Raw genomic sequence first — 12,674 nt, forward strand, 5'->3', positions numbered from 1 at the left:
GTTAATTTATTATTAATGACTCTAACATCTTGCGAGTACCTACATCGAATACTTTACTATCATACCCTATGTGGCTTTATTTGATTTCTTAAGCCTTTTATAGTCACTCACTTCCATAAACCGGTCATTGATAGTACCGATTGATTCTTGAGTCATTTGAACAGCTTGTTGAGGCCATTTTTCACTTCTGTCGTAATAAAATCCTCTCGTACCATTCCATCTTCTGCCTCGTAATTTCTAACATTCATTTGTATGTCTTTTAAACTTTGAATATATTGATCTAAGAATTGGTTGAGAAGCAGCAGGACTGGGATATGTAGAACTTTGAAGTACTCTTTGATTGCAGTCCCGCCTTCTCCTTTTAATGCATCTTCTAAGTCTATCACCTTATGCATCGCCTCGCGAATAGAAAGGAGTTGTTCTTGTTCTTTTTCCTTCTTCTTAATCGATTGCTCAATACCTGTTAGAGCTTCCGACACTTTTAAAACTTTCATCGTCCTGACCCCTTACTAATATCTCTGCCTATGGCTTCTTCTACTTGAATGAATGATTCAATACTCGACCATGAATCATTTTCTGCTTTTATCAGCGTGTCTATATAATGTTGAATCGTTTGATAGTATGTATTTTCGATTTCTTCTATTTTTTGAATAAAATCTGATGTAGATTGGTTGAGTTCCAAGCTTGGTTTTGTTGTATCCACATCATTGATTTTTGTTTTCAAATCGTTGAAGGCCGGTTCGGCTATGCTTTGATCAACCTTTATTTCTGTCATATTATCTCTCCCTCCGTTATGTAGTTTTTAATTGAGTTATACGGTCTTTTCCCCTTCAATCTCTTCTAGGATCGCCTCGACCTGTTGTGTAGTCATGTTTATGTAGGATTGTTCTATATTTTCACGTATATTTAAAAATTCACTCGCATGTTTCCCCGCCCAAAGGGATGGTGATAAATCAGGTTCAGATAAAAACCTTTTTTGGGCTGAAAGTGTCCCCTGTTCATTTGCTATTTCTGTTTTTGCCAAACGCAAACGTTGTATTTTTTCTTGATTATTATTCCATTGATTACGAAGCATGGAAATATCATTATACAAGTTCGACACTATTATTTCATTATCCATTCAACCGTTCACCTCTTCTTCCTAACACCTTGTGTATTTTGAACGTTACCATGCTATTGATGGCTATTACTTCAAAATACATCTTTTCCACCCGGATAAAATACACTTTTATCTCATCATCGTGAGTACATTGACCCTATAAACCTTCAAATGCTTTCTTAAGCATCAACTTTTTTCCATATTATTAACATTTAGTATTTAAAAAATTGGTGAATAAAGAAATGCACTCGTGGGCTTTTCTAATAAAAACACTCATTTTGACTCACTTTGAAACTACCAGTTTGTCACATTTTGTCCGATATTCTATAATTGAAATATATTTCTGAATAATTACACATATGGAGGTGAAACAATGAATTATTCTTTATCTCCCCTGGGCGATCAGGCCATTGTCATCTCTTTAGGTGAGGAGATTAATGAAGATACCCAACATAAAGTACGCATCCTCTCGCACTTATTAGACCAGGAAAAACCTGAATGGATGAGTGAATACATACCTGCCTTCACAACGGTTACCTTGTTTTATAACGCTGTCCACTTTAGCCATGCTGATGAGTTACCATATGAAGTGGTCAGCAGGAAAGTTGATGCTTTGATGTCAACCGTAAGAACCGGTGAAACAGAAGAAGCTAGAACAATTGAAATCCCTGTTTGTTATGGCGGAGAGTACGGGCCTGATTTAGACTTCGTGGCCGAGCACAATAACCTTACTCGCGAGGAAGTGATTCACATCCATAGTGGCGGGGAGTACACCGTCTATATGATTGGATTTGCCCCTGGCTTTCCTTTTATAGGGGGAATGTCGGAGAAAATTGCCGCGCCAAGAAGGGACTCTCCCCGTTTAAAGATTCCTGAACGCACGGTGGGAATTGCCGGGATGCAGACGGGAGTATATCCCATTGAAACGCCAGGCGGCTGGCAATTAATCGGCCGAACGCCTATGAAACTATTTACGCCTGAGCAAGACATTCCGAGTCTGCTGCGCGCGGGGGATAAGATTCATTTTAAAGAAATCAGTGAGGATGAGTATCACAGCTGGGAGGACGCTAGCCATGCTGAAGATTATTAAAGAAGGAATGCTGACAAGTGTGCAAGATCTAGGTCGGACAGGCTATCAGAAATATGGCGTGATTGTAAGCGGAAGCATGGACTCTTATGCTCACCGAATCGCTAATCTTCTAGTCGGAAACGAGGAAAATGCAGCTGCTCTGGAAGCTACTCTTTTAGGTCCTGAGATCGAATTCAAACAAGATTCCATGATAGCAATTTGCGGAGGAGACCTCTCCCCAGCCATTAATGGGCAGAAAGTAAATGTTTGGCGTGCCATTTTTGTTAAGGAAGGGTCAGTGCTCAAATTTGGAAAAAGTCGCAAGGGATGTAGAGCCTATATCGCTGTAGCTGGCGGTTTGGATATCGCAAAAGTTATGGACAGTCAATCCACATACCTTCGGGCGGAGTTAGGCGGCTACCAGGGACGAGCCCTTAAATCCGGAGATCAACTTCCTATGGGCCATCCAAATGACATGCAGAAAAAATTAATGGATTCTATGCAAAAGCAAATGGGCAGTAATTATGTCAATGAGACAGATTGGATGCCAGCTGCTGATATGATCCCTGCGTATTCCTCTCAACCAGTTATCCAAATGTTGAAAGGACCACAATATGCGTTATTCAATGAGCAGAGCCAGCGGATCATTTATGAAGAATCCTATTCTGTATCGTCACAATCCGATCGAATGGGGTATCGATTGGAAGGTTCCCCTCTCTCCCTAACGGAGTCAAAAGAGCTCATTTCTGAAGCCGTTGCTTTCGGGTCAATCCAGGTTCCATCGGATGGAAACCCTATTATACTTATGGCGGATCGCCAGACGACCGGCGGCTACCCGAAGATCGGACAAATTGCTTCGGTTGACTTGCCTCTCGTAAGTCAATTGAAGCCAGGTGACCAGATATCCTTCAGGGAAGTTACACTCGAAGAAGCACAACGGGCTGTCATCGATCAAGAGAAGTCTATCCAAATTTTGAAGCGCTCCATTACGTTAAAAAGCAAGGAGGAATTATAAATGAGTTATGTAGTAGATATCAACTGTGATATGGGAGAAAGTTTTGGCGCCTATACGGTAGGCCGTGATGAGGAAATTCTAGATTATGTGACCTCAGCCAATATAGCCTGCGGGTTTCATGCGGGGGACCCTTCCACGATGAGAAAGACCGTTAAACTTGCCCTCGATAAAAATGTCGGACTTGGAGCACACCCTGGTCTTCAGGATTTAGCTGGCTTCGGCCGCCGGAACATGAATATTTCCGCAAAAGAGGCTTATGAACTGGTCGTTTACCAAATTGGCGCCCTTTCTGGTTTTATCAAAGCAGAAGGAGGCACGATGCAGCACGTGAAGCCACACGGCGCTTTATTTAATATGGCGGCCAAAGACGCAGTGCTCGCTGAATCGATTGCCGAAAGTGTTTATGACGTCGACCCTGAATTGATATTATTCGGATTATCGGGAAGCGAACTCGTCAAAGCAGGAAGGAACACAGGATTGAAAACAGCAAGTGAAGTATTCTCTGACCGAACCTATCAAGAAGATGGATCACTCACTTCAAGAACTGAGCCTAATGCGCTCATTACAGACCCTGATGAGGCTATCAAACAAGTGATCCGCATGGTCAAAGAACAGCAAGTATGCTGTGTGCAAGGATCGGATATTGCTATTGAAGCCGATACGATCTGTATTCATGGGGATGGAGTTACAGCGCTAGAATTTGCTCAAAACATTTCGGCCACGCTGAAAGAATCCGATATTCAAATTAAACCTATTAAATCCACACTATAACGTTATAGATAGGAGTCGTATCCCATGAAAAATACTAACCGCAGTATATTGATTGGTGCCGCCTTCCTGATGGCTACTTCTGCCATAGGACCAGGGTTTCTAACCCAAACGACGGTTTTTACGGAAGCTCTTGCGGCAAGCTTTGGCTTTGTTATTCTTATTTCTATTATTATCGATATAGGCGCCCAAATGAACATTTGGCGGATCATCGCTGTCAGTGAAAAACGTGCCCAGGATATTGCCAATGATGTGCTCCCGGGACTTGGCTATTTCTTAGCAGCCCTAGTCGTAGCTGGCGGACTTGCTTTTAACATTGGAAATATTGCGGGTGCTGGTTTAGGAACGAACGTACTGCTTGGCATAGACCCTAAACTGGGAGCAATCCTCAGTGGTGTTTTGGCGATTGGAATTTTTACAGTAAAAGAAGCCGGTCAAGTCATGGACCGCTTCACCCAGATACTCGGTTTTGTCATGATCGGGCTTACGGTTTATGTGATGTTCACGGCTCAGCCGCCTGTTGGAGAAGCTGTCGTAAAAACATTCGTTCCCGATACTATAGACTTTCTAGCCATTGTCACGTTGGTAGGCGGAACGGTGGGCGGCTACATTACTTTCGCCGGGGGGCATCGACTGATTGATGCCGGCCTTAAGGGAAAAGAAGCGATTCCAGAGGTTACCCGAAGTTCCGTGTACGCGATTGGTGTTGCATCAATTATGAGGATTTTCCTCTTCCTGGCAGTACTCGGCGTCGTTTCTCAGGGCTTAGTTTTAGATGACAGCAATCCTCCTGCTTCTGTGTTTCAGCATGCTGCCGGAACAATAGGATATAAGATTTTCGGTGTCGTCATGTGGTCAGCTGCCGTTACCTCGGTTGTAGGAGCTGCTTATACTTCGGTCTCATTTTTACGCTCATTCAGTCCTGCATTAGAAAAAAATCACAGATGGCTGACGATCAGTTTTATTGGGATCTCCACACTTGTGTTCGTGTTTGTTGGTCAGCCTGTAAGTATCTTAGTCTTAGTTGGTTCCGTCAACGGGTTAATCTTACCGATTGCCTTAGGTGTTATGTTGCTTGCGGCACATAAGAAGAAGATTGTCGGCGACTATAAACACCCTGTCTGGATGACAGTGTTTGGAATTATCATCGTCATCGCCATGACGTATATGGGAATTCGGACGCTATTGACCGGGATTCCACAATTATTTAGTTAACTCACAAAAAGGAAGTCTGCAGTGATGATCTTCATTGCAGACTTCCTTTTTGATTTATTGTTCTTCTAGTTGATCGGTAATAAGCATATGTCCCGGAGCATGGGCAATCATGATCGATGGCTTAACATTCAACCCAACATTCTGCGGGGTCACGCCACACGCCCAAAACACAGGGGTCCTTTCGTTTTCGTCAAAAGAAACACTTTCTCCATAATCGGGTTTATTAATATCAGTGATACCTATCTTTTCTGGATTACCGATATGAACAGGACCACCATGAGAAGTCTCAAACCTTTCCGTAACCCTTACAGCCTTATCAATCTCCTCTGATTTCAAAGCCCGCATGCTCACCACCATATTCCCTTCAAAGCGGCCAGCTTTTTCACAAGCAATATTTGTCTTGTACATCGGCACTACCCGTTGCTGCTCCTGATGGAGTAGTCCGATGCCTTCTTCTCGCAGCGCTTTTTCAAACGTAAAACTGCACCCAATAAGAAAGGTTACAAAGTCCTCTCTCCACTCCTCTTTAATATCCGAAACTTCTTGATCAAGTTGACCGTTACGGTAGATTCGATATTTGGGCAGATCCGTGCGAATGTCTGCCTCAGCGATCTGCGGCTGTGTGACACCTTCTTCAAGGACATCGACAATCGGACAAGATCGTGGATTACGCTGACAAAACAGTAGAAATTCAAATGCATATTCTTTCGGCAAAATGATCATGTTTGCTTGTAAATAGTTATCGCACATGCCGGACGTAGTACCCGTGTACTTATTGATACGGAATGTTTCGCGTTGCTGTTTTGGATTCACTTGAAACTTCTCCTCTCATCTCTATTGTAATTTACTTTCATTATAATTGATTGTTTCCTTATTTACATCTATAGAAAACTATAAAGAAGGCACCCTATCATCAAGTGATAGAGTGCCTAACTATTCTATTAATTCTTATTCTCGTTTTCTTTTTTAGTTACCGACCGACGCTCGACCAAATCAGTTGGCAAGTTAAATGATTTTTCAACTTCCTCCCCTGCCAGCATTTGAAAAATCATATGCACAGACAAGGCCCCCGCTTCATATTTAGGCTGCCTGACCGTAGATAACGGCGGTGTAACGTACTCAGTAAGCTGAATGTCATCAAAGCCAATAATGGAAATATCATCAGGGACTTTTATATTCCTTTCCGAAAATGCCTGTAACCCCCCTATCGCCATCTCATCGTTTGCGTAAAATATTGCATCAGGCAATTTTTGCTGAGCAATTAACATTTTCGTTGAACGATAGCCTCCTTCACGTGTGAAATCTCCGTTAATTTTCAAACGTGATTGAAAGGTTATCTTATAGTCCTTGAGAGCCTGCTGATACCCTTGAAATCTTTCCTCATTGTCATGGGAATTTAACGGTCCGCTGACATATGCGATGGAACGGTGACCCTTTTTGATTAAATATTCTGTTGCTTCATATCCGCCCTGGCGATTGTTCACTTCTACGTGAATGACGAATGGATTGTCGACTTTCCTGTCCAGCACTACAATCGGAAAGTCTTTCCGGGCGGAAGATCTGATCACTTCGGTACTTATGTTCTGAGCAAGCACGATCGCCCCATCTACTCTTTTTTCCTTTAAAAATTTAGAGGCAGTTGATTTTTCCCCGCCCACTGAGCTGCAGGCAATGAGGTCGAATCCATTTGCGGCTGTTACTTCTTGTACCCCTTTAATTAACTCGGAAAAATAGGGTCCTGATAGATCACTTAATAATAAGGCAATCGTATTCGTTTTCGTTCGTTTTAAATCCGAAGCAAATCCGTTCTTTTGATAGTTTAACTCTTCTGCCGCTCGCAGTACTTTCTCAATCGTCGCGGCACTTACTTTTTCAATTCCGTTAAGAGCGTAGGAGGCAGTGGATACAGCTACTCCTGCTCTTTTCGCAACATCCTTAATCGTCGCCATCGTACTCCCCCATATTAAACCAATTCATTACATCTATTGTAACTTATAGACAAATAGATTATAGAGTTATTTGATTCCTGACATCGTAAAGCCTTCCACAATATACTTTTGAAAAAATGAAAAGATAATGATAATCGGCACGACCATGAACGCTGCTCCAGCCATCTGCAGAGCAAAATTGTTCGCATACTGACCCTGTAATAATGAAAGGCCAACAGATAACGTGTAAAGACTCTCATCATTTGCAATGATCAATGGCCATAGGAAGCTGTTCCAGCCAGCTATGAAGGTTAATATCCCTTGCACAGCAAAAATAGGTTTGGCTATTGGTATAACCAATCTAAAAAAAATATAAAACTCTCCTGCCCCATCTAATCTAGCCGCTTCTAGCAAATCATTAGGGATAGTGGTCATAAACTGCCGGAATAAAAAGATGCTGAATGCAACTGCCAGACCTGGAAGTACAATTCCCGTCATTGTATTCGTCAGTCCCATCTCATTTAACAGCAAGTAGACGGGAATCATCGTCACTTGACCAGGAATCATCATCGTCGCTAACACTAAATAAAAGATCTTCTCGCGACCTTTAAATTGATATTTTGCAAAACCGTAGCCTGCCATTGCATTAAACAGTAACCCGACAAACGAGCATAGGACAACAATGATCGTATTTTTTAAATAAACTGCAAAATTCATCGTTGTAAATAGTTTTATATAGTTTTCGAGAGTCGGATCCTCTGGAAATAACGTAGGTGGAATGGCAAGTACCTCACTTTCCGGCTTGAAGGAACTTGAGATCATCCAAATGAAAGGGATGGACACCATGACCCCGCCTATCACCATAAGGGTGATAATGAGAGATCTTTCAATCTTTCCCTTTTTAGTAGCTGTAGCCATAAGCGCTAACTCTCCTCTCCTAATACTCTGTTTCTGATTTTCTAAACTTGAATTGAATTAATGTCACGATAATAATCATGATGAACAATACAAATGATCCTGCAGCCGCATAGCCGAACTCACTAAACTGGAAACCTTCCTTATAAATGAACAGGGCAATCGAAAGCGTTCCATTCAATGGACCGCCATCGGTCATTACAAACGGCTCTTCGAAAAATTGCATCCAGCCAATTAATGTCGTAATTGTGACAAAGAACGTAGCATATCTCAACAGCGGAAGCGTTACATGAAACAATACTTGCAATCTGTTTGCCCCATCCATTCTTGCTGCTTCATAGTAGGATTTCGGAATACCTTGCAGAGCAGCTAAGAAAATAATCATATTGATGCCAATCCCTTTCCAGACAGCCAAAATAATCAGCGACAGTTTAGCAAGTGTAGGCTCCTGAAGCCATGGGATATTCTCCACACTTAGTAATGAAAGTAAGTAATTAAATAATCCGTATTCAGTGTTATAAAGATATCCCCAGATCACAGCAACAGCGATGATGTTGGTGATAGAAGGCATATAAAAAACGGCTCGAAAAGTGCTAAACAGCCAGTTACTCCCATAATTCAACATTAACGCTATCGATAGAGAAGATATAATAACCAACGGTACCCCGATAACTACATAAAACGCCGTATTATAAACCGATTTTAGAAACGTCTCATCCGAGAGAAGCTCTTTATAATTCTCCAATCCAATAAATGTGATCGTTGACCAATCAGCCAGCCCCTTCAAATTTAAATCTGTGAAGCTGATCACGAAGGCGATAAGGATAGGAATAAGGCTGAATACTGTCAGCAGTATAACGGCTGGCGCTATGAACATATAGGGGTGTCTGTTTTTAAACTGATGCTTGTTCATGGAAACCCACCTATCTATAATCAATCTGTTTTTGATAAAAAATGATGATGGAATGAAAGAAGACCTCCTTTCCACCCCATCATCCATACAGAACATGCTCTATTCTTCGAGTAAATTTTGCGCGGTCTTGTTAAATTTCTTAAGCTCTTCCTCTAAATCCGCACCGCCAACTACGATTCGTTCGATCGTACTTAACAGCTCCTGAGCAATACGTTCAAACTGTGGTGTCGGCAAACCAGGCTTTGTATGTTCGAGTTGTTTGCCGAAAGTCGCATACATTGGATCTTCTTTCATAATCGGTTTTCCCCAGGCTTCTGTTCTGGAAGGCAGCGTATTCGATGCCTTTAACCAATCAATCTGAGTATCTACTTGTGTCATAAAGGAGATGAATTTCAGTGCCCCATCTACATTATCGGAATTATGAAAGACAGATAGATTAGCCCCGCCCATGCTGGAAGTGTTCGTCACTTTCTTTGGCATAACGGCTGTAGCCCATTTTCCTTCGAGATCCGGAGCCTGTTCATTAATGATATTAATCATCCATGGACCACTGAAAAACATTGGCTTTGTCCCTTTTTTAAACGCCTGGACAATGTCTAGTCCTTGTTGTGCTTGGGCAATCCCTTCTTCAAAGTAACTGGTATAATATTTAATCGCTTCTTTAAATTCTGGCGAGTCGAAATTCAGATCATTTTCTTCTAGATTGGCTTCATATTCATTTTGCCAGGCAAAAATGAATGGCGTAATCTGGTCGTTTCGGTCAATATCCAGTCCATAATACTCTTCTCCGCGATCTGCCAGCTTAGTTGCTGCCGCTTTTAATTCTTCCCACGTCTTAGGAGGTTCTTCATAGCCTGCTTCTTTCAGCAGATCCGTGCGATAGTATAGAACACGAGTATCTACGTACCATGGGATCCCAACAATTTGATCATCGTATTTCATCGTGGAAACAGATCCATTAAAGTAGTTTTCTTTTGCAAATGAAGGGTAATCCTCCACATATTCCGATAAGTCCATTAATGCACCAGCCTCAGCAAATTCAGCCACCCAGGTTGTACCTAATTGCACAACATCTGGTCCGTTACCTGAAGCGACTGCCGTGAGCAGCTTATCGTGGGCTCTGTCCCACGGAATAGCTTGCACATCAACTTTTAAGTCAGGATTTTCTTCTTCAAACTTCTTACTAAACTCTTTCAGCTTCTTGCCTTCCTCGCCCATGGCCCACACTGAGATTGTGTTTTCACCACCACCAGAAGAATCACTCTCTTCAGAACAAGCAGCTAATGCAATGGATAAAACAATAACTACTATCAAACCGAACAGCTTCTTTTTCACGACAACATCCACCCCTTTGTTTGATTGTTGAAACGTTTCGATAAATTTATTCTACTTAATATTGAATCCGCTTTCAATAACTTTTTTGAAATTTTTGTTTTTTAGTATAAAATTCACTTATTATAGCATCTACTCCATTGACTTTACCGAAACTCCGCCTTATACTTCTTACTATAAATTATTTCGAAACGTTTCAATTATATGATCAGGAGGAATCTGTGATGAATGATAGCCAGCTTACTTCATTAGTGAAAGACATGACACTACACGAAAAAGTAGGACAGCTCGTCCAACTAGCCACTCCTTTTTTCAAAGGAGCTTCTGACAAAGGTCAAATTACCGGCCCTATGCAAGAAATGGGACTCAGTCACGAAGACATTGAAAATACGGGTTCCGTGTTAGGAGCTTCCGGCGCCAAAGAAACCATAGCTATTCAAAGAAAGCATTTGGAAGACAACCGATTAGGGATTCCTTTACTATTTATGTCTGATATTGTGCACGGCTTTAGAACGATTTTCCCTGTACCACTCGCGATCGGGTGTTCATGGGATTTAGACTTGGCAGAAAAGAGTGCAGCTTTGGCAGCAAAAGAAGCGGCGGTTTCAGGGGGTCACGTTACCTTTGCCCCGATGGTCGATTTATCAAGAGAACCTCGATGGGGGCGGGGAATGGAATCTACGGGCGAAGATACATACTTGAACAGTGGATTTGCTCGATCTTTCGTCAGAGGGTTCCAAGGCGATTTACAACAGGATGCTTACAAAGTTGCTTCCTGTGTGAAACACTTTGCTGCTTATGGGGCCCCCGAGGGAGGGCGTGATTACAATACGGTCGATATGTCTGAATGGATGCTGCGCGAATCCTATTTACCCGCATACAAAGCTGCCCTCGATGAAGGCTGTGAAATGGTTATGACAGCCTTTAACATCTTAAATGGGATCCCTTCTACTGGGAATAAATGGTTAATGAGAAACCTGTTAAGAGATGAATGGAATTTTGACGGGGTATTAATTTCAGACTGGGGCGCGGTTAAAGAGTTACTCCCCCACGGTGTAGCACAGGATGAAAAGGAAGCAGCCCTTAAAACACTGCGTGCTGGAGTCGATATTGAAATGATGACGTCCTACTACTTTAAATATACCAGCGAGTTAGTTGAGGAAGGACTATTAGAAGAAAGTACGATTGATGAAGCTGTCCTTAGAATCCTCCGCTTAAAAAACAAACTCGGATTATTCGAAAATCCTTATCGTGAAGCAGACGAAACAGATGAAAAGACCTTTATCCTTGCTCCAGAACATCGAAATGTTGCACGTGAACTTGCAGCCAAGTCTGTTGTATTGCTTAAGAATGAACAAGCACTGCCATTGAATAATAACAACAATATCGCTCTGGTTGGTCCCTTCGCCAACAATACGGATATCCTCGGGCCATGGTCCTGGGGAGGATCAGCTGAAGATACGATCACACTAGATACAGGGATGAAACATCGCCTGAACACAGACCACTTACTGATTGCTGAAGGTTCTGGTATTGAGACTGGTACTGAACAGCAGCTGCAGGAAGCACTGCAAACAGCTTCAAGAGCCGATGTCATCGTAGCAGCGCTTGGAGAGCACTCTGATATGAGTGGGGAAGCTGGTTCACGTGCAGATATCCGCCTACCTGAAATTCAATTAGAATTGCTGAAGCAGCTAAAGTCACTCGGAAAACCAGTTATAGCCGTGTTATTTAACGGACGTCCATTAGATGTAAGAGAGGTAATTGAACATGCGGATGCCGTATTAGAAGCATGGTACCCTGGCACAGAAGGCGGGAATGCCGTTGCTGATATATTATTTGGAGACGTGAATCCATCCGGAAAACTCTCCATGTCCTTCCCCCATTCAGTAGGGCAAGTGCCGGTCTACTACAATCAGTTTAATACTGGACGGCCTAAAGATGCGCCTGATGCTCAAATACGTTTCGTTTCTCAATATTTAGATATCCCAAATGAAGCATTGTTTCCATTTGGCTACGGATTAAGTTACAGCACCTATCACTATAGCGAAATGTCTCTTTCAACAGATCATATCACGCCTGACGAGAAGCTTACTGTAAAAGTGAATGTAACAAACACGAGTGAGACGTCCGGAGAAGAGACGGTACAGCTTTATATTCGCGATTTAGTGGGAGACGTTGTCAGACCGCTTAAGGAATTAAAGGATTTCAAAAAAGTTACCCTAAAGCCTGGTGAAACTACAACCGTAGAGTTTACGATAGAAGAAAGTCAGTTACGTTACTATCACGCGGATCTTGATTATAAGAGTGACGCTGGTGAGTTTGAGGTGTTTGTCGGTCCCAACAGCAGAGATATCCAATCAAGAAAATTTAAGTTAGGGAACGTTTAGATTAGCAAACTTCTTAGGCACCCCTATGGC

At 42.3% G+C, this 12,674-nt stretch carries 13 protein-coding genes; 5 read left to right on the forward strand and 8 right to left on the reverse strand.

The genetic code is table 11. From position 1 onward, the window contains the following. Positions 1-152 precede the first annotated feature (152 nt). From G6R08_RS05400 to G6R08_RS05410, 3 genes are read right to left on the reverse strand one after another with little or no spacing between them, the layout of a single operon-like run. Complete coding sequence (locus G6R08_RS05400) at positions 153-494, reverse strand: T7SS effector LXG polymorphic toxin (RefSeq protein ID WP_163527041.1); 342 nt, start codon at positions 492-494, stop codon at positions 153-155. Then, entirely contained in the window at positions 491-775 is a 285-nt protein-coding gene (locus G6R08_RS05405; protein ID WP_163527042.1) for a DUF5344 family protein, read from the reverse strand. Before G6R08_RS05405 ends, G6R08_RS05400 begins: the two co-directional genes overlap by 4 nt. A 36-nt stretch (positions 776-811) precedes the next feature. Continuing rightward, positions 812-1,120: a YwqH-like family protein gene (locus G6R08_RS05410; protein ID WP_163527043.1), complete on the reverse strand. Its 309-nt coding sequence runs from the start codon at positions 1,118-1,120 to the stop codon at positions 812-814. A 352-nt stretch (positions 1,121-1,472) separates the two neighbouring features. Here G6R08_RS05410 and pxpB point away from each other — a divergent pair, with 352 nt between their 5' ends. The 4 genes from pxpB to G6R08_RS05430 are packed head-to-tail and all read left to right on the forward strand — an operon-like array spanning position 1,473 to position 5,166. Then, on the forward strand, positions 1,473-2,189 hold the full coding sequence (pxpB, locus tag G6R08_RS05415) for a 5-oxoprolinase subunit PxpB (RefSeq protein WP_163527044.1): 717 nt from the start codon (positions 1,473-1,475) through the stop codon (positions 2,187-2,189). Then, positions 2,173-3,183, forward strand: a complete 1,011-nt coding sequence (locus G6R08_RS05420) for a 5-oxoprolinase subunit C family protein (protein ID WP_163527045.1) — start codon at positions 2,173-2,175, stop codon at positions 3,181-3,183. The genes pxpB and G6R08_RS05420 overlap by 17 nt, the downstream gene beginning before the upstream one ends. Beyond that, on the forward strand, positions 3,184-3,954 hold the full coding sequence (locus G6R08_RS05425) for a LamB/YcsF family protein (RefSeq protein ID WP_163527046.1): 771 nt from the start codon (positions 3,184-3,186) through the stop codon (positions 3,952-3,954). It abuts the gene before it with no gap. 24 nt (positions 3,955-3,978) lie between these two features. Beyond that, positions 3,979-5,166, forward strand: coding sequence for an NRAMP family divalent metal transporter (locus G6R08_RS05430; protein WP_163527047.1), 1,188 nt, complete (start codon positions 3,979-3,981; stop codon positions 5,164-5,166). Positions 5,167-5,220: 54 nt separating this feature from the next. On the opposite strand, the gene G6R08_RS05435 is transcribed toward G6R08_RS05430, so the two are convergent. The 5 genes from G6R08_RS05435 to G6R08_RS05455 form a co-directional block, all read right to left on the reverse strand. Further along, complete coding sequence (locus G6R08_RS05435; RefSeq protein WP_163527048.1) at positions 5,221-5,979, reverse strand: putative hydro-lyase; 759 nt, start codon at positions 5,977-5,979, stop codon at positions 5,221-5,223. Positions 5,980-6,107: 128 nt separating this feature from the next. Further along, positions 6,108-7,115: a LacI family DNA-binding transcriptional regulator gene (locus G6R08_RS05440; RefSeq protein ID WP_163527049.1), complete on the reverse strand. Its 1,008-nt coding sequence runs from the start codon at positions 7,113-7,115 to the stop codon at positions 6,108-6,110. A gap of 66 nt (positions 7,116-7,181) precedes the next feature. Further along, positions 7,182-7,958 (reverse strand): carbohydrate ABC transporter permease, encoded by a 777-nt coding sequence (locus G6R08_RS05445; RefSeq protein WP_420810417.1) that lies wholly within the window; start codon positions 7,956-7,958, stop codon positions 7,182-7,184. Between the two features lie 73 nt (positions 7,959-8,031). Continuing rightward, complete coding sequence (locus tag G6R08_RS05450; protein WP_163527051.1) at positions 8,032-8,922, reverse strand: carbohydrate ABC transporter permease; 891 nt, start codon at positions 8,920-8,922, stop codon at positions 8,032-8,034. A gap of 99 nt (positions 8,923-9,021) precedes the next feature. Then, complete coding sequence (locus G6R08_RS05455) at positions 9,022-10,257, reverse strand: sugar ABC transporter substrate-binding protein (protein ID WP_163527052.1); 1,236 nt, start codon at positions 10,255-10,257, stop codon at positions 9,022-9,024. Positions 10,258-10,478: 221 nt separating this feature from the next. On the opposite strand from G6R08_RS05455, the gene bglX reads away from it, so the two are divergent. Further along, a complete protein-coding gene (bglX, locus tag G6R08_RS05460) occupies positions 10,479-12,644 on the forward strand; it encodes a beta-glucosidase BglX (protein WP_163527053.1) in 2,166 nt (721 codons plus the stop codon). The last annotated feature ends 30 nt before the right edge of the window (positions 12,645-12,674 follow it).

The organism is Halobacillus ihumii, assembly GCF_902726645.1.
Taxonomy (GTDB): Bacteria; Bacillota; Bacilli; order Bacillales; family Halobacillaceae; genus Halobacillus_A; species Halobacillus_A ihumii.

Bases quoted from the DNA above. Each gene is read 5' to 3' on its own strand.
- G6R08_RS05400 (WP_163527041.1), bottom strand. From the start codon at position 494: ATGAAAGTTTTAAAAGTGTCGGAAGCTCTAACAGGTATTGAGCAATCG.
- G6R08_RS05405 (WP_163527042.1), bottom strand. From the start codon at position 775: ATGACAGAAATAAAGGTTGATCAAAGCATAGCCGAACCGGCCTTCAAC.
- G6R08_RS05410 (WP_163527043.1), bottom strand. From the start codon at position 1,120: ATGGATAATGAAATAATAGTGTCGAACTTGTATAATGATATTTCCATG.
- pxpB (WP_163527044.1), top strand. From the start codon at position 1,473: ATGAATTATTCTTTATCTCCCCTGGGCGATCAGGCCATTGTCATCTCT.
- G6R08_RS05420 (WP_163527045.1), top strand. From the start codon at position 2,173: ATGCTGAAGATTATTAAAGAAGGAATGCTGACAAGTGTGCAAGATCTA.
- G6R08_RS05425 (WP_163527046.1), top strand. From the start codon at position 3,184: ATGAGTTATGTAGTAGATATCAACTGTGATATGGGAGAAAGTTTTGGC.
- G6R08_RS05430 (WP_163527047.1), top strand. From the start codon at position 3,979: ATGAAAAATACTAACCGCAGTATATTGATTGGTGCCGCCTTCCTGATG.
- G6R08_RS05440 (WP_163527049.1), bottom strand. From the start codon at position 7,115: ATGGCGACGATTAAGGATGTTGCGAAAAGAGCAGGAGTAGCTGTATCC.
- G6R08_RS05445 (WP_420810417.1), bottom strand. From the start codon at position 7,958: ATGGTGATAGGCGGGGTCATGGTGTCCATCCCTTTCATTTGGATGATC.
- G6R08_RS05450 (WP_163527051.1), bottom strand. From the start codon at position 8,922: ATGAACAAGCATCAGTTTAAAAACAGACACCCCTATATGTTCATAGCG.
- bglX (WP_163527053.1), top strand. From the start codon at position 10,479: ATGAATGATAGCCAGCTTACTTCATTAGTGAAAGACATGACACTACAC.